This is a genomic window from Rhodoferax sp. GW822-FHT02D07, assembly GCF_058802405.1.
Map to the genome: position 1 here is coordinate 907,546 of NZ_JBXAOD010000001.1, position 19,282 is coordinate 926,827.

At 62.1% G+C, this 19,282-nt stretch carries 17 protein-coding genes; 15 read left to right on the forward strand and 2 right to left on the reverse strand.

Annotated features, from left to right (window positions below; translation table 11 throughout):
- Nucleotides 1-202 precede the first annotated feature (202 nt).
- The 5 genes from AC1RNN_RS04230 to AC1RNN_RS04250 all read left to right on the forward strand — a co-directional run bounded on the left by AC1RNN_RS04230 (nt 203) and on the right by AC1RNN_RS04250 (nt 7,656).
- Nucleotides 203-3,097, forward strand: a complete 2,895-nt coding sequence (locus tag AC1RNN_RS04230; protein ID WP_493085718.1) for a 2-oxoglutarate dehydrogenase E1 component — start codon at nt 203-205, stop codon at nt 3,095-3,097.
- 46 nt (nt 3,098-3,143) lie between these two features.
- Complete coding sequence (odhB, locus tag AC1RNN_RS04235; protein ID WP_493085716.1) at nt 3,144-4,394, forward strand: 2-oxoglutarate dehydrogenase complex dihydrolipoyllysine-residue succinyltransferase; 1,251 nt, start codon at nt 3,144-3,146, stop codon at nt 4,392-4,394.
- 68 nt (nt 4,395-4,462) lie between these two features.
- The gene (lpdA, locus tag AC1RNN_RS04240) at nt 4,463-5,890 is read left to right on the forward strand and encodes a dihydrolipoyl dehydrogenase (RefSeq protein WP_493085714.1); all 1,428 of its coding nucleotides are present in this window, start codon (nt 4,463-4,465) and stop codon (nt 5,888-5,890) included.
- A gap of 81 nt (nt 5,891-5,971) precedes the next feature.
- A complete protein-coding gene (gene zapE, locus AC1RNN_RS04245) occupies nt 5,972-7,069 on the forward strand; it encodes a cell division protein ZapE (RefSeq protein ID WP_493085712.1) in 1,098 nt (365 codons plus the stop codon).
- A 164-nt stretch (nt 7,070-7,233) separates the two neighbouring features.
- Nucleotides 7,234-7,656: a hypothetical protein gene (locus tag AC1RNN_RS04250; protein WP_493085710.1), complete on the forward strand. Its 423-nt coding sequence runs from the start codon at nt 7,234-7,236 to the stop codon at nt 7,654-7,656.
- Nucleotides 7,657-7,664: 8 nt separating this feature from the next.
- Here the strand turns inward: AC1RNN_RS04250 and AC1RNN_RS04255 are convergent, their stop codons facing one another.
- Nucleotides 7,665-8,429, reverse strand: a complete 765-nt coding sequence (locus tag AC1RNN_RS04255; protein WP_493085709.1) for a PP2C family protein-serine/threonine phosphatase — start codon at nt 8,427-8,429, stop codon at nt 7,665-7,667.
- Nucleotides 8,430-8,542: 113 nt separating this feature from the next.
- On the opposite strand from AC1RNN_RS04255, the gene AC1RNN_RS04260 reads away from it, so the two are divergent.
- On the forward strand, nt 8,543-8,746 hold the full coding sequence (locus AC1RNN_RS04260) for a YdcH family protein (protein ID WP_493085707.1): 204 nt from the start codon (nt 8,543-8,545) through the stop codon (nt 8,744-8,746).
- A 6-nt stretch (nt 8,747-8,752) separates the two neighbouring features.
- Nucleotides 8,753-10,762: a DNA repair helicase YoaA gene (yoaA, locus tag AC1RNN_RS04265; RefSeq protein WP_493085706.1), complete on the forward strand. Its 2,010-nt coding sequence runs from the start codon at nt 8,753-8,755 to the stop codon at nt 10,760-10,762.
- On the opposite strand, the gene AC1RNN_RS04270 is transcribed toward yoaA, so the two are convergent.
- On the reverse strand, nt 10,716-11,522 hold the full coding sequence (locus AC1RNN_RS04270; protein ID WP_493085705.1) for an outer membrane protein assembly factor BamD: 807 nt from the start codon (nt 11,520-11,522) through the stop codon (nt 10,716-10,718). The two genes, yoaA and AC1RNN_RS04270, sit on opposite strands and share 47 nt — an antisense overlap.
- A 13-nt stretch (nt 11,523-11,535) precedes the next feature.
- Here AC1RNN_RS04270 and AC1RNN_RS04275 point away from each other — a divergent pair, with 13 nt between their 5' ends.
- From AC1RNN_RS04275 to ispG, 8 genes are all read left to right on the forward strand, one after another.
- Nucleotides 11,536-12,567, forward strand: coding sequence for an RluA family pseudouridine synthase (locus tag AC1RNN_RS04275; RefSeq protein ID WP_493085704.1), 1,032 nt, complete (start codon nt 11,536-11,538; stop codon nt 12,565-12,567).
- Between the two features lie 119 nt (nt 12,568-12,686).
- On the forward strand, nt 12,687-13,370 hold the full coding sequence (gene scpB, locus AC1RNN_RS04280) for an SMC-Scp complex subunit ScpB (protein WP_493085703.1): 684 nt from the start codon (nt 12,687-12,689) through the stop codon (nt 13,368-13,370).
- Nucleotides 13,354-14,589, forward strand: a complete 1,236-nt coding sequence (locus AC1RNN_RS04285) for a pseudouridine synthase (RefSeq protein WP_493085702.1) — start codon at nt 13,354-13,356, stop codon at nt 14,587-14,589. Before scpB ends, AC1RNN_RS04285 begins: the two co-directional genes overlap by 17 nt.
- A 71-nt stretch (nt 14,590-14,660) precedes the next feature.
- Nucleotides 14,661-15,086 carry a nucleoside-diphosphate kinase gene (gene ndk, locus AC1RNN_RS04290; RefSeq protein ID WP_294765540.1) on the forward strand — a complete coding sequence of 142 codons (426 nt, stop codon included), beginning with the start codon at nt 14,661-14,663 and terminating at the stop codon, nt 15,084-15,086.
- A gap of 8 nt (nt 15,087-15,094) precedes the next feature.
- The gene (gene rlmN / locus AC1RNN_RS04295; RefSeq protein ID WP_493085701.1) at nt 15,095-16,255 is read left to right on the forward strand and encodes a dual-specificity RNA methyltransferase RlmN; all 1,161 of its coding nucleotides are present in this window, start codon (nt 15,095-15,097) and stop codon (nt 16,253-16,255) included.
- A complete protein-coding gene (pilW, locus tag AC1RNN_RS04300; RefSeq protein ID WP_493085700.1) occupies nt 16,248-17,066 on the forward strand; it encodes a type IV pilus biogenesis/stability protein PilW in 819 nt (272 codons plus the stop codon). The genes rlmN and pilW overlap by 8 nt, the downstream gene beginning before the upstream one ends.
- A gap of 28 nt (nt 17,067-17,094) precedes the next feature.
- Nucleotides 17,095-17,997 (forward strand): helix-turn-helix domain-containing protein, encoded by a 903-nt coding sequence (locus AC1RNN_RS04305; protein WP_493085699.1) that lies wholly within the window; start codon nt 17,095-17,097, stop codon nt 17,995-17,997.
- A 41-nt stretch (nt 17,998-18,038) separates the two neighbouring features.
- The gene (gene ispG / locus AC1RNN_RS04310; RefSeq protein WP_493085697.1) at nt 18,039-19,274 is read left to right on the forward strand and encodes a flavodoxin-dependent (E)-4-hydroxy-3-methylbut-2-enyl-diphosphate synthase; all 1,236 of its coding nucleotides are present in this window, start codon (nt 18,039-18,041) and stop codon (nt 19,272-19,274) included.
- Nucleotides 19,275-19,282: the final 8 nt, after the last annotated feature.

Here is a 19,282-nt window from a genome sequence, read left to right on the forward strand (position 1 = left end):
TTCCTGCCCTCCATGCTTTGTTGGCATGGGCTGGAAAGTCCTCTTTCCCGTGGCTGGATTAAGTGGCACAATCCGCCCTGCAATGAAGGCCCTTCCCATGCCACAGTCGCATCCGCCAATCGGTTCAGCCGTGTCGCGGAAGGTTAATTAACCAGCTTTAACCAGCTAATGTTCCCTGAAGGGGAACGGAGGTCAGCGAAATATGAGTGATTCCAGCTCCAATGGTTCTGGTACGGCTTCGTCCGTGTACCAAACCTATCAAGGCAATACCTACCTGTTCGGTGGCAATGCCCCGTACGTCGAAGAGATGTACGAAAACTACCTTGCCAACCCCGGCAGCGTGCCCGACACATGGCGCGATTACTTTGACGCGCTGCAAAATGTGCCCGCCGCTGATGGCACGACCGCCAAGGACGTGGCCCACCTGCCCGTCATCAACGCGTTTGTTGATCTGGCCAAAAAGGGCGTCAAGCAGACCGTGATGGCCACTGGCGCCGACTCCGAGATGGGTCGCAAGCGCACCGCCGTGCAGCAACTGATCGCTGCCTACCGCAACGTGGGCGCACGCTGGGCCGACCTGGACCCCCTCAAGCGCACCGAGCGCGACAAGATTCCCGAACTCGAGTTGTCCTTCTATGGCTTCAATGACGCCGACCAGGAAACCGTGTTCAACATCAGCAACACCTTCTTCGGCAAGGAGTCCATGAGCCTGCGTGAGCTCATGAATGCCCTGCGTGAAACCTACTGCGGCACCATTGGCGCCGAGTACATGTACACCACCGACCAGAACGAGAAGCGCTGGTGGCAACAAAAGCTGGAGTCCATCCGCAGCAAGCCCAGTTTCTCGGCCGACAAGAAGCGCCAGATCCTGGACCGCCTGACTGCCGCTGAAGGCTTGGAGCGTTTCCTGCACACCAAGTATGTGGGTCAGAAGCGATTCTCCTTGGAAGGTGGAGAGAGCTTCATCGCCGCCATGGACGAGCTGATCCAGCAGGCTGGCGCCAAGGGCATCCAGGAAATCGTGATCGGCATGGCCCACCGCGGCCGCCTCAACGTGCTGGTGAACACCCTGGGCAAGATGCCTGCGGACCTGTTTGCCGAGTTCGACCACACGGCGCCCGAAGAGCTGCCCGCTGGCGACGTGAAGTACCACCAGGGCTTCAGCTCCGACGTCTCCACCCCCGGCGGCCCGGTGCACCTCTCGCTGGCCTTCAACCCTTCCCACCTGGAAATCGTGAACCCCGTGGTCGAAGGCTCGGTGCGCGCCCGTATGGACCGTCGCGGCGACCCGCGTGGCCACCAGGTGCTGCCCGTGCTGGTGCACGGCGATGCGGCCTTCGGTGGCCAGGGCGTGAATCAGGAAACCCTGGCGCTGGCCCAGACCCGTGGCTACACCACGGGCGGTACGGTGCACATCATCATCAACAACCAGATCGGCTTCACCACTTCTGACCCACGCGACATGCGCTCCAGCGCGTTCTGCACCGACATCGTGAAGATGGTGGAAGCGCCCGTGCTGCACGTCAACGGTGACGATCCCGAAGCCGTGGTGCTCGCGACCCAGCTGGCGCTGGAATACCGCATGGAGTTCGGCCAGGACGTCGTGGTCGACATCACCTGCTTCCGCAAGCTGGGCCACAACGAGCAGGACACCCCCAGCCTGACCCAGCCGCTGATGTACAAGAAGATTGCGGCCCACCCCGGTACCCGCAAGCTCTACGCCGAGAAGCTCGCCACGCAAGGCCTGGGCGCCACGCTGGGTGATGACATGGTCAAGGCCTACCGCTCCGCCATGGACGCCGGCAAGCACACCGTGGACCCGGTGCTGACCAACTTCAAGAGCAAGTACTCGGTGGACTGGTCGCCCTTCCTGGGCAAGAAATGGACCGACGCTGGCGATACCGCCATCCCTCTGACCGAGTGGAAGCGTTTGTCGGAAAAGCTGACCTCCATCCCTGCCGGCGTGACGCCGCACCAGTTGGTGAAGAAGGTCTATGACGATCGTGCGGCCATGGGCCGTGGTGAAGTCAATGTCGACTGGGGCATGGGCGAACACATGGCCTTTGCATCCCTGGTGGCCAGCGGCTACCCCGTGCGCCTGTCGGGCGAAGACTGCGGCCGCGGTACCTTCACCCACCGCCACGCCGTGATTCACGACCAGAACCGCGAGAAGTGGGACATCGGTACCTACGTGCCGCTGCAGAACGTGGCCGACAACCAGGCTCCGTTTGTCGTGATCGACTCCATCCTGTCCGAAGAGGCGGTGCTGGGCTTTGAATACGGCTATGCATCCAACGATCCCAACACCTTGGTGATCTGGGAAGCCCAGTTCGGCGATTTCGCCAACGGCGCCCAGGTGGTGATCGACCAGTTCATCGCTTCCGGTGAAGTGAAGTGGGGCCGCGTCAACGGCATCACGCTGATGCTGCCGCACGGGTATGAAGGCCAAGGCCCGGAGCACAGCTCGGCGCGTCTGGAGCGCTTCATGCAACTGGCTGCCGACACCAACATGCAGATCGTGCAGCCGACGACGGCCAGCCAGATCTTCCACGTGTTGCGTCGTCAGATGGTGCGCAACCTGCGCAAGCCGCTGATCATCTTCACGCCCAAGTCCTTGCTGCGCAACAAGGACGCGACTTCTCCGCTGTCCGAGTTCACCAAGGGCACCTTCCAGACCGTGATTCCCGAGAGCAAGGAACTCAAGGGCGACAAGGTCAAGCGCGTGATCGCCTGCTCCGGCAAGGTGTACTACGACCTGGTCAAGAAGCGCGAGGAAAAGGGCCAGGACGATGTGGCCATCCTCCGTGTGGAACAGCTCTACCCCTTCCCGCACAAGGCGTTTGCTGCCGAGCTCAAGAAGTACCCCAATGCGACCGACGTCGTGTGGTGCCAGGACGAGCCGCAAAACCAGGGCGCATGGTTCTTTGTGCAGCACTACATCCACGAAAACATGCAAGAAGGCCAGAAGCTGGGTTACGCCGGACGTGCGGCTTCGGCATCGCCCGCTGTGGGTTATGCCCACCTGCACCAGGAGCAGCAAAAGGCTCTGGTGGAAGCGGCGTTCGCCAAGCTCAAGGGTTTTGTTCTGACCAAGTAAGTCAGCGGCTCAACCATTCACACGAATACACACCGAAAGAATTGATATGGCAATCGTAGAAGTCAAAGTTCCGCAGCTGTCCGAGTCTGTGGCCGAAGCAACCCTGTTGCAATGGAAGAAGAAGGTCGGCGAGGCTGTTGCCGCCGACGAAATCCTGATCGAAGTCGAAACCGACAAAGTCGTGATGGAAGTGCCCGCTCCCTCGGCTGGCGTGCTGGTGGAAATCGTGGCGCCCGATGGCGCCACCGTGATCGCTGAGCAACTGTTGGCGCGCATTGACACTGCTGCTGTTGCCGGTGCTCCAGCACCTGCCGCCGCTGCGGCAGCTCCTGCGGCTGCAGCGCCTGTTGCTGCCGTCGCAGCGGCTCCCGCATCCAGCTCCAAGGCTGGCGTGGCCATGCCTGCGGCTGCCAAGCTGCTGGCCGACAACGGCATTGCCGCTTCCAGCGTGGAAGGTACTGGCAAGGACGGTCGTATCACCAAGGGTGATGTGCTGGCTGCTGCCGCTGCGCCCAAGGCGGCACCCGCTGCCATCCCCACCGGCGTGCCCACCAAGTCGTTGCCCCAGGTGGCTGCTCCCAGCGTGAACCTGGGCGACCGTCCTGAGCAACGCGTGCCCATGAGCCGCCTGCGGGCCCGCGTGGCCGAGCGTCTGTTGCAATCGCAGTCGACCAACGCCATCCTGACCACCTTCAACGAAATCAACATGGCTCCGGTCATGGAAATGCGCAAGCGCATGCAAGAGCGTTTCGAGAAGGAACACGGCGTGAAGCTCGGCTTCATGAGCTTCTTCGTCAAGGCAGCTGTGCATGCCTTGAAGAAATTCCCCGTGCTGAATGCGTCCGTGGACGGTACCGATATCGTTTACCACGGCTACTTCGATATCGGTATCGCCGTGGGCTCGCCCCGCGGTTTGGTGGTGCCCATCCTGCGCAATGCAGACCAGATGAGCTTCGCCGACATCGAGAAGAAGATTGCCGAGTTCGGCCAGAAGGCCCGCGATGGCAAGCTGGGTATTGAAGAAATGACCGGCGGTACCTTCTCCATTTCCAATGGCGGTACCTTCGGTTCCATGATGTCCACCCCCATCATCAACCCGCCCCAGTCGGCCATCCTGGGTGTGCACGCCACCAAGGACCGCGCCATGGTGGAAAACGGCCAGGTGGTGGTGCGTCCCATGAACTACTTCGCCATGTCCTACGACCACCGCATCATTGACGGCCGCGAAGCCGTGCTGGGCCTGGTGGCGATGAAGGAAGCGCTGGAAGATCCCGCACGCCTCCTGTTCGACATCTAAGACGGACTCAAGGGCAGCCAGGGCTGCCCTTGGTCTATATGTCTGCGTAATTTTGATTGGAAGTTTTCATGAGCAAGAATTTTGACGTGATCGTCATTGGCGGTGGCCCCGGTGGCTACATCGCCGCCATCCGCGCCGCCCAGCTGGGCTTCAACGTGGCCTGTATCGACGAGTGGAAGAACGCTGCTGGTGGTCCAGCTCCCGGTGGTACCTGCACCAACGTCGGCTGCATTCCCTCCAAGGCGCTGCTGCAGTCGTCCGAGCACTTCAACCACGCCAACCACCACTTCGCTGAACACGGCATCTCAGTGTCCGGCGTGAGCATGGATGTGGCCAAGATGATTGCCCGCAAGAACACCGTGGTGAAGCAGAACAACGACGGCATCCTGTACCTTTTCAAGAAGAACAAGATTGCGTTCTTTCACGGTCGCGGTTCGTTTGTGAAAGCGGCCGAAGGCGGCTACGAGATCAAGGTCGCTGGCGCTGCCGAAGAAACCATTACCGGCAAGCAAATCATCATCGCCACCGGCTCCAACCCACGTGCGCTGCCCGGTACTCCGTTTGACGAAGTCAATGTGCTGTCCAACGACGGCGCGCTGAACATTGGTGCCGTGCCCAAGAAGCTGGGCCTGATCGGTTCCGGCGTCATCGGCCTGGAAATGGGGTCCGTGTGGAAGCGCCTGGGCGCCGACGTCACGATCCTCGAAGGCCTGCCCACATTCTTGGGCGCGGTCGACGAAGGCGTGGCCAAGGAAGCCTTCAAGGCTTTCACCAAGCAGGGCCTGAAGATCGAGCTGGGCGTCAAGGTCGGCGAGATCAAGAATGGCAAGAAGGGCGTGTCCGTCGCTTACACCAATGCCAAGGGCGAAGCCCAGACACTGGAAGTGGACAAGCTCATCGTGTCCATCGGCCGTGTGCCCAACACCATCGGTCTGAACACCGAGGCTGTGGGCTTGGCGCTGGACGAGCGTGGCGCGATCGTGGTGGACGGTGACTGCAAGACCAACCTGCCCGGCGTGTGGGCGGTGGGTGACGTGGTGCGCGGTCCCATGCTGGCGCACAAGGCGGAAGAAGAGGGCGTTGCCGTGGCCGAGCGCATTGCCGGCCAGCACGGGCACGTCAACTTCAACACCATACCCTGGGTCATCTACACCAGCCCAGAGATCGCTTGGGTCGGCCGCACCGAGCAGCAACTCAAAGCAGATGGCGTGGCCTACAAGGCCGGTCAGTTCCCCTTCCTGGCGAATGGCCGCGCACGTGCGCTGGGTGACACCACCGGTTTCGTGAAGTTCCTGGCTGATGCCAAGACCGACGAAATCCTCGGTGTGCACATCGTGGGTCCGCAGGCCTCGGAGCTGATCTCCGAAGCCGTGGTGGCCATGGAGTTCAAGGCCAGCGCTGAAGACATCGCGCGCATCTGCCACGCCCACCCGAGCCTGAGCGAGGCGACCAAGGAAGCCGCTCTGGCAGTGGACAAGCGCACGCTCAACTTCTGATCGTTAAAAGCCAAATAAGCTGCTAGCCCGCATGAATAGTGCGCTAGCAGCTTCTTTTTTTATAGCGTCTGGAGTGTGCGTGTGAGTGTTAAAGAAGCCTACCAAGCCGAGCTGGCGGCGCGCGGCTACACGGCCGACCCTGCCCAACTGCGGGCCGTGGATTCCCTGGAGCGGTGTGCCGAAGAGTGGGCCCACTACAAGACCAAGCGCTCGAATGCGCTGAAGAAACTCATCAACCGCCCGGAGATCCCGCGCGGTGTCTACATGTATGGCGGGGTGGGGCGCGGCAAAAGCTTCCTCATGGATTGCTTCTTCAACGCAGTGCCGCTCAAACGCAAAACCCGCCTGCACTTTCACGAATTCATGCGCGAGGTGCACCGCGAGCTGATTGACCTGCAGGGCACGGTGAACCCGCTCGACGAGTTGGGCAAGCGTATGGCCAAGCGCTACCGGCTGATCTGTTTTGACGAGTTCCACGTGGCAGACATCACCGACGCCATGATCCTGCACCGCCTGCTGCAGGCGCTGTTCGACAACGGCGTGGGCTTTGTTACCACCTCCAATTTCAAGCCTGACGACCTCTATCCCAACGGGCTGCATCGCGACCGCATCCTGCCCGCGATCGCTTTGCTCAATGCCAAGCTGGAAGTGCTCAATGTAGACAACGGCACGGACTACCGCCGCCGCACTCTGGAAGACGCCAAGCTCTACCACACCCCCAATGGTGCGGATGCCGATGTTGCGATGACGGCGACCTTCAACGCCTTGGCCGAGCAGCATGACGAAGATCCGACCATGCATATCGAGGCGCGCGAGATCAAGGCGCTGCGCCGTGCTGGTGGCGTGGTCTGGTTTGACTTCAAGACCCTGTGCGGCGGTCCGCGTTCGCAGAATGACTACCTGGAAATCGCCTCGCGTTTCCATACCGTCTTTCTGAGCGACGTGCCTTATATGCCGGTACGTATGGCCTCGGAGGCGCGGCGCTTCACCTGGCTGGTGGATGTGCTCTATGACCGGCGCGTCAAGCTCATCATGTCGGCGGCCGTGCCACCCGAGGCGCTGTACACCGAAGGCCCCATGGCCCATGAATTCCCGCGTACGGTTTCGCGGCTGACCGAGATGCAGTCCAAGGAGTTTTTGGAGCTGGAGCGCCGTACTGTGGATACCCGTCTGACATGAGGCGCACGCGTTACCTGTTTCTTGGTCTACTTGGCTTCTTGGCATCGATGGCGCCGGCGCTGGGAGCGGATGTACCTGTAGATTTGGATCAGCTTGCTCGCCAGCGGACTGCCGCCGAGGCAGAGTGGCAGCGCCAGGAGCAGCTTTGCCGGAGCCGGTTTGTCGTGCAATCCTGCCTCGACGACATTGCTGCGCAACGGCGCCAACTCGAGCAGACGCTGCAGCTCCAGGAGTCGGCAGCGCACGCCGCCGAACGCCAGCAGCGGGCCCAGGAACAGCTGGAGCGTAGCGCTGAGAAGCAGCGCGCCCGCGACGAGCGGGCCACTACGGTGCAGTCCACCGAGTCGTCAGAGCAAGCGCGGGTACAAGCGCAGCAGGACAAAGTGCTTGCCCATCAGCGCTTGGCATCTTCTGCATCGGCCGGTGCCGCCAAGGCCCAGTCGGGTCGGTCGGATGCGGTGGCGCAGGCCAGGCAGCGGGAGTCCTATCTTGCGAAGCAGCGCGCTGCCGAGGAACGCCGGCTTGCCCGCGACAAGCGCTTGCGCGAGGCAACGGGAGCACCCCAGCCGCTGCCCCTGGCCCGCTAGACGGGCGCTCAGGCGTGCAGGGATTCGATCTTGATGATGACCAAGGACAGGTTGTCGCCGCCGCCGTGGGCCCGTGAGCGGGCTTTTTCGATGAGGAATTCGGTCGCTTCGCGGGCCGAAAGGGTGGAGAGCACCGAGCCCAGCTCCCCGGTATTGAAGTAGTGCCACACGCCGTCGCTGCAGGCCATGAGTACATCGCCCGGACGCAGCTTGGGAATGAAATGGAAGTCCACCGGCGGGTCGTTCTCCGTGCCCAGGCAGCCCATCAGGATGTTGGACTGTGGGTGTACGGCCGCCTGTTCTTCGGTGATCTCGCCACGGTTGACCAGCGCCTGCACATAGGAATGGTCCATGGTGCGCTTGATGAAGCGGCTGCCGTGGTACTGGTAGACCCGGGAATCGCCGGTGTGTGCCCAGTGGCAGTCTCCTCCGGGGTTGATGAGAAATGCGGCCAGGGTGCTGTGGGGCTCTTCCTCAGAGGAAATGGCCGTGAGCTTGATGACGATGTGGGCTTCCTGCACGACTTGCATCAGCGTGGCCGAAGCATCATCGGTGTCAGGGTCGTAGCGCTCAAACAGCTGCTTGGCTGTCATCATCACCTGGTCCGAGGCCTTGCGTCCACCGCTGCGGCCCCCCATTCCATCGGCCACGACGGCGAGCAGGCAGCCATTCACGCGTGGATGCTTGAGCAGCGCAACCTGGTCCTGCTGGTATTCGCGGTCACCCTTGTGAATGCCGGTGGAAGCGGTGAGTCGGTATCCGGTGGTAGCCATGGTGTGAGGGCAATAGTGCGCAGAAGGTCCTGGGGGCTGCGGTGAGGCCGTATTATCGAGTAGCCGCTTTGCAAATCTTTACCATTTAACCACGTACTTCCCCCGATTTACCCTTGGAAACCAATCTCCACTCCCCGCAACGGCGCTTGATCGAGCTGCGCATGGAACACAGCGATCTGGATGCGCTGATTGACCGCGTGCATGCCGATGCGCCGGCAGACGAGTTGATGATGCGCCGGTTGAAGAAAAAACGGCTGGCGCTGCGGGACGAAATCGCCCGGTTGCAGGATGCGTTGCAGCCGGATGAGCCTGCCTGAGTGGCCATGCTGAGGGACGCCGTAGCGCGCGCGCTGGCCGACGACGGGCCCTTGGCGCAGGCCATTCCAGGCTTCGCATCGCGCAGTGGGCAGAAAGCCATGGCGCTGGCGGTGGCCGATACCCTGGAGCAGGGTGGGGTGCTGGTGGTGGAGGCTGGGACGGGCATCGGCAAGACCTTTGCCTACTTGCTGCCCGCGCTCTTGGGCGGTGGGCGAGTGTTGATTTCCACGGCAACCAAGGCCTTGCAGGATCAGCTGTTTGGTCGTGATATTCCCCAGTTGCTGGAGACTTTGACGCTGCCTTCGCGGGTGGCACTCCTCAAAGGACGGGCCAGCTACCTATGTCTCAGCAGGCTTGAGCGTGCGCGTCATTTGGGAGCGTTGCCACGGCCGGCGGATCTGCGAATGCTGGCGTCGGTGGAGCAATGGGCGCTAAGCACCCGTAGCGGGGACTTGGCAGAGCTTTCCATGCTGGATGAGCAGTCCCCCGTGATTCCGCTGGTTACCTCCACCCGGGAGAGTTGCACGGGTAGCAAGTGCCCGCAATTCCAGTCATGTCATGTTTACCGTGCGCGCCGTGAGGCCATGGCCGCCGATGTGGTTGTCATCAATCACCATCTGTTCTTTGCAGACTGGAATGTGCGCGAGTCCGGTGTGGCCGAACTGCTTCCCACCGTCAATACCGTGGTGTTTGACGAGGCGCACCAGCTCAATGAAGTCGGCATCCAGTTTTTGGGCAACCAGCTCAGCACCAACCAATTGCTTGGCTGGGGACGGGATCTGGTCAGTCTGGGTCTTTTGCATGCGCGTGGTTTCGCGGATTGGCAAGATTTGGCCATGCGCCTGGAGGGGGCCTTGGCGGAATGGCAGCTGGCGTGTCAGGCCCCTACGGAGCCTGCAGCCCGTTTGCGATGGACAGGTCCTGCGCCCCAGGGCATTGCGCCGCAGCGCTGGACTCAGGCGATGCAGCAGGTGGAGGCTGCGTTGGCTGCGGCTCTCGCAGCCCTGGCGTTGGTGAGTGAGTCCGCCGAGGAGTTGGTTGCCTTGCAGGAGCGGGGCCAAGGGCTTGCGCAGCGCTTGGGTCACTTTTCAGGTGCAGCATCGCCGGGGTGGGTGCGGTGGATTGAGAGCGGCTTGCGCTTGCGTATGTACGAGTCGCCTCTGACGGTGGCCGAGGCCATGCGTGAACGGCTGGCGGAGCGTGTCGATAAGGAGACTGGCCCGGCCTGGATTTTCACCTCGGCAACGTTGGGCACCGACGAAGGGCTCGTGCACTTTGTTGGGGCCCATGGGCTGGAGGGGGCGCAGGTGCTTCAGTTGCCCAGTCCTTTCGATTACCCGCGCCAGGCTCGTCTGTATATTCCCCAGCAATTTCCGAAGCCGGCGGACCCGCACCACAGCGATGCGGTTGCCTCTCTGGTAGCGGGTGCCAGCGCGGTTTTGGGTGGCCGAACCCTAGTTCTCACCACGACCTTGCGGGCCATGCGGCGCGTGGCCCAAGTGCTGCGCGAGTCTCTCCCTGCAACAAGCGGAATCGAGGTTTTGCTGCAGGGGGAGGCTTCAAAGCGAGATTTGCTGGCGCGTTTTACAGGGAACCCGGTGTCGGGCTATGTCCTGGTGGCTACAGGCGCCTTTTGGGAGGGGGTGGACGTGCCCGGGGATGCGCTGCAGATGGTGGTCATTGACAAAATCCCGTTTGCTCCGCCGGACGATCCAGTGGTGGAGGCGCGCAGTCAGCAGCTGGAGGCGGAGGGTTTAAGTGCCTTTGCAAACTACCAATTGCCACAAGCGGCGCTGGCGCTCAAGCAAGGCGTGGGGCGTCTAATCCGCCGTGAAACGGATCGCGGCCTGTTGATGATCTGTGATGTCCGCTTGCTAAAAATGTCCTATGGACGCAAGTTGCTGGCCACTTTGCCAACCATGCCCTTGATTACGCAGGCAGATGAATTGGAGATTGCTTTGACCGAACTCACCAAACCTTCCACCACGGGTCAGCACTCGTCTTTCCGCCTTTGAGGACGTAGTCCGATTGGGGGAAGTTCTTTTCAAGAATGCGCTTGGCATCATCCCGAAGCTGTTCCATGCCCAGCGCGTCGTATGACTTGTAGAGGATGAATAGCGCCTCTTCGATGGCGGGCACATCGCGGTAATCAGTTACCGCCTGTTGGGCCCGATTGGCGGCCGCCAGGTAGGCGCCGCGCTTGTAGTAGTAGCGCGCCACGTGTACCTCGTACTGCGCCAGCGAGCCCACGATGTAGGCCATGCGTTGCCGCGCATCCGGTGTATAGCGGGAGTCCGGGAAACGGGTCACCAGTTCCCGGAAAGCTTCAAACGATTCCTTGGCGGCCTTCTGGTCGCGCTCGGACAGGTCCTGGCGCGTGATGGAAGAAAGCAGGCCCAGGTCATCGTTGAAGTTGATGATGCCTTTGAGGTAAATGGCGTAGTCCAGAGCGGGGCTGGCGGGGTGCAGCTTGATGAAGCGGTCCAGCGTGGCCAAGGCCTGGGCCGGTTCGGCGGCCTTGTAATGGGCATAGGCCTTGTCGAGCTGGGCCTGCTGTGCCAGCGGGGTGCCGGCGGCCCGGGCTTCGAGTTTTTCGAGCAGGGGCACGGCCTTGTCCCACTGCGATGCGCCCATTTCGTCCTTGGCTTCCGCGTAGAGGCGGTTGGGGCTCATGCCCGCAGTCTTGTCTACCGGCGCGGATGAGCAACCTGCCACGACCAGCGATACGGCCGCCAGCAGAGTGGCATAAACGACCGATAATTTCACACGCAGCATCTTGGGGACCTTCTTGAATCAGACCGGCGGAATTATATCGACGCACTCCAGTGAGCCCGATTCGGAAGACGAGGTTCTGGAAGGGGTCTCTGACGTTGAGCTGCGCAGTGTGACCGTCGCCCCGGAGCAGCATGGTGTGCGCCTGGACCGTGCCCTGGCCCTGGGCGCTGCCGAATTTTCACGCAGTTACCTGCAGCAACTCATTGAAAAAGGCGCAGTGCGTCTCAACGGCCAGCCGGTTGCCAAGCCAGCCCAGAAGGTCAAGGCCGGCGATGTGTTGGCCGTTGAGTTGCGGCCTACGCCGCAAAGCCAGGCCTTCGCGCCCCAGGCCATGGCGTTGGACATCGTCTATGAAGACGCCCATTTGCTGGTGATCAACAAGCCCGCCGGTTTGGTCGTGCATCCAGCTCCGGGCAACTGGAGCGGTACCTTGTTGAACGGGCTGCTCGCGCATGACCCCCTGTGCGCACAGGTGCCGCGCGCCGGCATCGTGCATCGGCTGGACAAGGACACCAGCGGCCTCATGGTGGTGGCGCGCACACGCGCCGCCATGGACGCCCTGGTCAAGGCCATTGCGGCGCGCGAGGTCAGTCGCCAGTATCTGGCGCTCGCGCATGGCCTGTGGCGCGGGCCGGCGCAGCAGACGGTGGACCGCCCCGTGGGGCGCGACCCTCGCAACCGCTTGCGCATGGCGGTTGTCGACACCATGCTCTCGCCTGGAAAACCGGCCAAGACGGATGTGTTTCTACTGGGCAATTCCGTCTCGGGCTGCTGGGTGCGCTGCGCGCTGCATACCGGGCGCACCCACCAGATCCGCGTCCACATGGCTGCGCTGGGTCACGCGCTGGTGGGCGACAGCCTGTATGGCGGCAGCCCCGAGCCCGGAATGGCGCGCCAGGCCCTGCATGCATTTCGCCTCGCCTTTCACCACCCGGTGATCGGTGTCTGGCAGGAGTTTCGTGCCCCCCCGCCTGCTGATTTCATGGGGCTGTTGGCAGCCTGGGGGCTCAGTTACAATGCGGCAACAGATCCGGGAGGATCCTGATAGCCCCGAGCCAAACGCTTGCGGCGTGCCACCCTGGCGCAGACAAGCCCCGTTTGCCGACGACGATCCACGCGATGGATCGCTCCTTTTGCTGGTGATTTTTTCGAAACGCCCTGACTATGAACATGGTCGATGCCAAGCGAGTCCTAGAGACCGCCCTGATGTGCGCCCAACAGCCCTTGCCGCTAAAAAGCATGCGCGAGCTGTTTGCCGACGCCATAGGCGCCGATTCGCTCAAGCAACTGCTGGAAGATATTCGCAATGACTGGGCCGAGCGCGGCATGGAGCTGGTCAATGTGGCCACCGGCTGGCGTTTTCAGAGCCGTCCCGAGATGCGCGAGTTCCTAGACCGCCTACACCCCGAGAAGCCGCCCAAGTACACCCGTGCTACGCTGGAAACCTTGGCCATCATTGCCTACCGCCAGCCCGTTACGCGCGGTGATATGGAAGACATACGCGGCGTGACCATCAGCTCCCTGCTCATCAAACAGCTCGAAGACCGCGGCTGGGTCGAGGTCATCGGCCACCGCGACGCGCCCGGCCGCCCGGCCCTGTTTGCCACCACGCGCCAGTTCCTTGACGATCTGGGTCTTGCCTCGCTGGACCAGTTGCCCTTGCTGGAGCAGCCTGCCCACGCTGTCGATGCACTGGGCGAACTCGCCTCGGCGCTGGACGAACCCAACGCGGCCATGCCGTCATCTGCACCTGTGCTAGACGCGGACGGCCCCCAACTGAGCATGGTGTTGGACCCTCACATTACTCCTGAACCCGATATAGGCCCCACCGATGAACACCAGCCCTGAAGCGCAGCCCACCGACGAGGACGAGGTCCCCGCGCAAGCCGGCCAGTCTTTGCCTACGGAAGGCGCAGACAACGGCGTCTACCGCTTTGAAGATGTGGTCTCTGGCCAGCTTGATGCAGATGAGGCCTCTGAATTCCTGGCCGTGCCCAAGCGCGTGCTGTTGCCCCAAGCCGAAACCCCCAAGTTGCACAAGGTGCTGGCCCAGTCGGGTATGGGCTCGCGTCTGGAGATGGAGCAACTGATTCTGGAAGGCCGTATCTCGGTCAACAACGAGCCGGCCCATATCGGCCAGCGCATCCAGTTCGGCGACAGCATCAAGGTCAACGGGAAGCCTATCCGCTACCGTATTGATCCGCCGCCGGCGCGTGTCATCGCCTACCACAAGCCTGTGGGCGAAGTGGTGACCCATGATGACCCGCAAAACCGACCCACCGTGTTCCGCAAGCTGCCCAAGCTACCGCAGGGAAAATGGCAGTCGGTGGGCCGCCTTGACCTGAATACCGAAGGGCTGCTGTTGTTCACCAGCTCGGGCGAGCTGGCAAACAACCTCATGCACCCGCGCTTCGGGCTGGAGCGCGAATACGCGGTGCGCGTGCTCGGCGCCCTGAGCAAGGAAGAGAAGCAGGCGCTGCTCGACGGAGTGCAGCTTGACGACGGCGTGGCCCAGTTCGGCTCCATCGAAGAAGGTGGTGGCGAAGGCTCCAACTGTTGGTACCGCGTCACCATTTCCGAGGGACGCAACCGTGAGGTGCGTCGCATGCTGGAGGCCGTTGGCCACGCAGTGAGCCGCCTCATTCGTATCCGCTACGGCGCCATGGTGCTGCCGCGTGGCCTCAAGCGCGGCGCCTGGATGGAGCTGGATGACGGTGATATCCGCGCCCTGGTGCAGGCTGCAGGCGGCCCGCGTGTAGCGCGCCAGGACGGGGAGGGCGGTGGCCGCTCTGCCAAGCCAGCCTCCAAGCAGGGCAACAATCGAGGGCGTTCGGGTGGCGGGCGTGGGCCGGCCTATCCCAAGAAGGCAAACGGCGGTGGCCAAGGTGGCCGCGCCCAGGGCGGACGCAAGGACAAGGCCGCAGGTCAGGCTGGTGGTCAGCCCGACCCCATGAAGACTTCTCTGGGCTATATCGGTGCCGACAGCTTCTCACGCCAGCGTCAGGACCGCGGCGGCCGTTCCGGCGGCGGTCAAGGTGGGCAGCGTCGCGGCGGCCGCAATCGGTAGTAATCCCAGTGTAAAATCCAAGGCTTTGCCTCTGCGGGGCAAACCTCTTTTCTTTCATAAACAGGAATCCTATGGCTATCGAACGTACTCTTTCCATCATCAAGCCCGACGCAGTTGCCAAGAACGTGATCGGCCAAATCTACGCCCGCTTTGAAGCTGCCGGCCTGAAGGTGGTGGCTGCGCGTCTGGCCCACCTGTCGCGCGGTGAAGCCGAAGCCTTCTACGCTGTGCACAAGGCACGCCCCTTCTTCAAGGATTTGGTGGACTTCATGGTCTCCGGCCCCGTCATGATCCAAGTGCTCGAAGGCGAAAACGCCATCCTGAAGAACCGCGACCTGATGGGCGCCACCGACCCCAAGAAGGCTGCTCCCGGCACCATCCGCGCTGACTTCGCTGACAGCATCGATGCCAACGCCGTGCACGGCTCCGACGCCGCAGAGACTGCCGCTGCTGAAGTGGCGTTCTTCTTCGCTGGCATGAACGTTTACACCCGCTAAGACATGCAATGACGGCCAATCTTCTTGAATTTGATCTCGAGGGATTGGCCGCGTTCTGCGAGCGGCTCGGCGAGAAACGTTTCCGGGCCACCCAGCTGTTCCGCTGGATTCACCAGAGAGGCGCCACGTCCTTTGACGATATGAGCGACCTCGCCAAGTCCTTGCGCGAAAAGCTCAAGACTTGCGCAGAGATGAAATCCCTTTCTGTCATCACCCAGCATATCTCGGGTGATGGGACCATCAAATGGCTGTTTGATGTGGGCGAGGGCAATGCGGTGGAAGCCGTATTCATCCCCGAAGACGATCGTGGCACGCTGTGCATCTCCTCGCAGGCGGGCTGCGCCGTAGGCTGTCGTTTCTGCTCCACCGGCCATCAGGGCTTCAGCCGCAACCTGACCACCGGCGAAATCATCGCCCAGCTGTGGTTTGCCGAGCACTTCCTGCGCAAGCACCTGAGCCGCAGCGAGCGCGTGATCTCCAATGTGGTGATGATGGGCATGGGTGAGCCACTGCAGAACTACAGCGCGCTGGTGCCGGCCCTGCAGGTCATGCTCAATGACAACGCCTACGGCCTGTCGCGCCGCCGCGTGACCGTCTCCACTTCGGGCGTGGTTCCCATGATGGACCGCTTGGGTGCCGACTGCCCCGTGGCGCTGGCCGTTTCCCTGCACGCGCCCAATGACGCGTTGCGCGACAACTTGGTGCCGCTCAACCGCAAGTACCCATTGGTCGAGCTGCTCGACGCTTGCCGCCGCTACTTGGCGTTTGCACCGCGCGACTTCATCACCTTCGAGTACTGCATGCTCGACGGCGTCAACGACAGCGCCGCCCATGCGCGTGAACTTATTGCGCTGGTCAAGCCGGTGCAGGGCGAGGGTGTGTCGTGCAAATTCAACCTGATTCCCTTCAATCCCTTTCCTGCCTCAGGGCTAAAGCGTTCGAGCGCGGCCCAGGTTCAGGCCTTTGCCAAAATCCTCAGCGACACGGGCATCATCACCACAGTGCGCAAGACGCGCGGTGACGATATCGATGCCGCCTGCGGCCAGCTGGCTGGTGACGTCAAGGACAGAACCGATGTCGCCAAGCGCATGTCCAAGCAGCGAACCGTTATGCTCCAACCCGTCGTGGACTTTGCTCAAGCCGAGCAGACAAAGGGAATTGATGCCTGATTTGTTGTCTTTTGTGCGTTCTTTGCGCTTGCAGTGGTTGGCTCTGGCAGCTTTGATGGTGGTGCTGGCAGGTTGCGCTTCCAGCCCCTCAGTCAACCCGGCCAGTACTGATATCGTGACCGAGTCCGACGAGACGGTGGCCCGCAAGCGCGCCAGGATTCGGCTGGAGTTGGCTGTGGGTTACTACAACAACGGACAGACCACGATTGCGCTGGACGAACTCAAGCAATCCATTGCTGCGGATCCGACCTTGGCTGAGGCGCACAATTTGCGTGGACTCATCTATATGCGGCTCAATGATGTGTCATTGGCTGAGGAGAGTTTTCGCAGGGCTCTGCAGATCACTCCCCAGGCGTCGGCCGTACAGCACAACCTCGGTTGGTTGCTGTGCCAAAACGGGCGCATGGCGGATGCCAATCGCTATTTCGTGAGTGCGATAAGCGAGCCGGGGTATATGGACAAGGCCAAGTCTTGGATGGCCATGGGTCTGTGCCAGGTCAAGGCTGGTCAGCGTACCGAAGCTGAGTCCAGCCTGCAGCGTGCGTACGAGATTGATCCTTCCAATCCAGTGACCGGGTACAACCTTGCGTTGCTGCTGTTTCAGCGCGGAGAGTCCATCCGTTCCCAGTTTTACATTCGTCGGATCAATAACGGTGATCTGGCAAATGCAGAGTCGCTGTGGCTGGGTATCAAGGTCGAGCGTCGCCTCGGCAATCGCGACTCTGCAGCCCAGCTGGCTGCCCAGCTGCGCAAGCGCTTTCCCGAATCCAAGGAGCTGACATTGTTTGATCGGGGGGCTTTCGATGAGTGAGGAGCAATTGATACAGGGATCCGAGAGTGTGGCCGCGACACCAGTCTCGGCCGGTCAATTGCTGCGTAACGCGCGTGAAGCGGCGGGCCTGCACGTGGCGGCCCTGGCCGTGGCGATGAAGGTGCCGGTGAAAAAGCTGGAGGCGCTGGAGGCCGACCGCTTTGACCTGTTGCCCGATGCCGTCTTTGTGCGTGCCCTGGCATCCAGCGTCTGTCGCAATCTCAAGATAGACCCCGCGCCCGTGTTGGCACGTCTGCCGCACCAGGATGTGCCTCGCTTGAGTGCCACTGAGGGCGGAATTAACGCCCCCTTCCATGCCGCCGGCGAAAAGCGCAGCTTGATGCTGCCATCGTTCTTCAAGCAACCCGTGTTTCTGTTTGTTGTTTTGGTACTCGTGGGTGCGGTGGCCGTCATGTTCTTCCCGAATCTGCCGCAGGAGGCGCCTGCCGAAGAGGTGGCTACACAGGAGACAGAGCAGCCTTTGCCTGTGGTGCAAAGCCAACCCAATGAAGCTCCGCCCGCTGCCCAAGTGGTGCCTGAGCCCTTGCCCGTCTTGCCGCCACCTGTGCCCGTGGTTCCCGTCGCTGCAGCACCAGTGCCTGCAGTGGCAGCGTCGACGCCCGCGGTGGTCGCAAGCGCACCGGCTGCCGTGGTCGCCAAGCCGGCCGTCGCGGTAGCGTCTATGCCTGCTGGCGTGCAGCAGGTGCTGTTCCGCGTGAAGGGGCCTTCTTGGGTTGAGGTGACTGATGCCAAGGGCGTCGTGCTGATGCGCCGCAATCTGGCTCAGGGGGAAGCAGTGGGCACCTCGGGTGCCTTGCCCTTGATGGTGGTGGTGGGCCGTGCCGATGTGACCGAGGTCGAGGTCAAGGGCAAGCCCTTTAACTTGGCCCCCTTGGCCCGGGACAATGTTGCGCGATTTGAGGTGAAGTAGTGCAGAGCAACGGTTCTCCGATTCCTATTCCAGTCCCGTTGGTGCGGGACTCCCTGCAAGCCCGCGTGTTCTGGGGCAAGCGCGTCGTGACGGTGGGCGGCGGTGCACCGGTGCGCATCCAGTCCATGACCAACACCGACACGGTGGACGCCATCGGTACCGCCATTCAGGTCAAGGAGCTTGCGCTGGCAGGCTCGGAGATGGTGCGCATCACGGTCAATACGCCCGAGGCGGCGCAGGCCGTGCCCTACATCCGCGAGCAGCTCGACCGCATGGGCATCGACGTGCCCTTGGTTGGCGACTTCCATTACAACGGCCACCGCCTGTTGACCGAGTTTCCTGACTGTGCGCAGTCGCTTTCCAAGTACCGCATCAACCCCGGCAACGTGGGCAAGGGTGACAAGCGCGACCGCCAGTTCAACCAGATGATCGAAGCTGCTGTGCGCTGGAACAAGGCCGTTCGCATCGGTGTGAATTGGGGCAGCTTGGACCAGGAGCTGTTGGCCAGTCTCATGGACGAAAACAGCCACCGTGTCACGCCTTGGGACGCCAAACAGGTCATGTACGAGGCGTTGATCACCTCGGCTCTCGAGTCTGCCCAACGCGCCCAGGAAGTGGGCCTGGCCGCCGAACAGATCATTCTGTCTTGCAAGGTCAGTGGGGTGCAGGACCTTATCGCCGTTTACCGCGCACTGGCCGAGCGCTCGCGCTACGCCTTGCACTTGGGCCTGACGGAGGCCGGCATGGGCACCAAGGGCACGGTGGCATCGGCCGCCGCGCTGTCTATCCTCTTGCAGGAGGGCATTGGCGACACCATCCGTGTGTCGCTTACCCCCGCGCCTGGCGAGGCCCGCACCCAGGAGGTCGTGGTGGCCTCAGAGATCCTGCAGTCGCTGGGTCTGCGCAAGTTCGTTCCCAGCGTGACGGCCTGCCCCGGTTGCGGCCGCACCACCAGTACCACCTTCCAAGAGTTGACCAAGCAGATCGACGACTTCCTGCGCGAGCAGATGCCGGTCTGGCGCGCCGCCTATCCTGGCGTGGAAAACCTCAAGGTCGCCGTCATGGGCTGTATCGTCAATGGCCCCGGCGAGAGCAAGCATGCGGATATCGGCATCAGTCTGCCCGGTACCGGCGAGGCCCCTGCGGCACCGGTGTTCATCGATGGCGAAAAGCGCATGACCTTGCGCGGTGAAGGCATTGCCGCCGAGTTCCAGGCGGTGGTCGAAAACTATATTCGGCAGCGCTTCGGCGCCCAGGCCGAGACAACATCCTCTTAAGAGATTGC

Excerpts from the sequence above, each read along its gene's own strand:
- AC1RNN_RS04230 (WP_493085718.1), top strand. The coding sequence starts at position 203 with ATGAGTGATTCCAGCTCCAATGGTTCTGGTACGGCTTCGTCCGTGTAC.
- odhB (WP_493085716.1), top strand. The coding sequence starts at position 3,144 with ATGGCAATCGTAGAAGTCAAAGTTCCGCAGCTGTCCGAGTCTGTGGCC.
- AC1RNN_RS04270 (WP_493085705.1), bottom strand. The coding sequence starts at position 11,522 with ATGCTGCGTGTGAAATTATCGGTCGTTTATGCCACTCTGCTGGCGGCC.
- pilW (WP_493085700.1), top strand. The coding sequence starts at position 16,248 with ATGCCTGATTTGTTGTCTTTTGTGCGTTCTTTGCGCTTGCAGTGGTTG.
- scpB (WP_493085703.1), top strand. The coding sequence starts at position 12,687 with ATGAACATGGTCGATGCCAAGCGAGTCCTAGAGACCGCCCTGATGTGC.
- lpdA (WP_493085714.1), top strand. The coding sequence starts at position 4,463 with ATGAGCAAGAATTTTGACGTGATCGTCATTGGCGGTGGCCCCGGTGGC.
- AC1RNN_RS04285 (WP_493085702.1), top strand. The coding sequence starts at position 13,354 with ATGAACACCAGCCCTGAAGCGCAGCCCACCGACGAGGACGAGGTCCCC.
- AC1RNN_RS04255 (WP_493085709.1), bottom strand. The coding sequence starts at position 8,429 with ATGGCTACCACCGGATACCGACTCACCGCTTCCACCGGCATTCACAAG.
- rlmN (WP_493085701.1), top strand. The coding sequence starts at position 15,095 with ATGACGGCCAATCTTCTTGAATTTGATCTCGAGGGATTGGCCGCGTTC.
- yoaA (WP_493085706.1), top strand. The coding sequence starts at position 8,753 with ATGCTGAGGGACGCCGTAGCGCGCGCGCTGGCCGACGACGGGCCCTTG.
- ndk (WP_294765540.1), top strand. The coding sequence starts at position 14,661 with ATGGCTATCGAACGTACTCTTTCCATCATCAAGCCCGACGCAGTTGCC.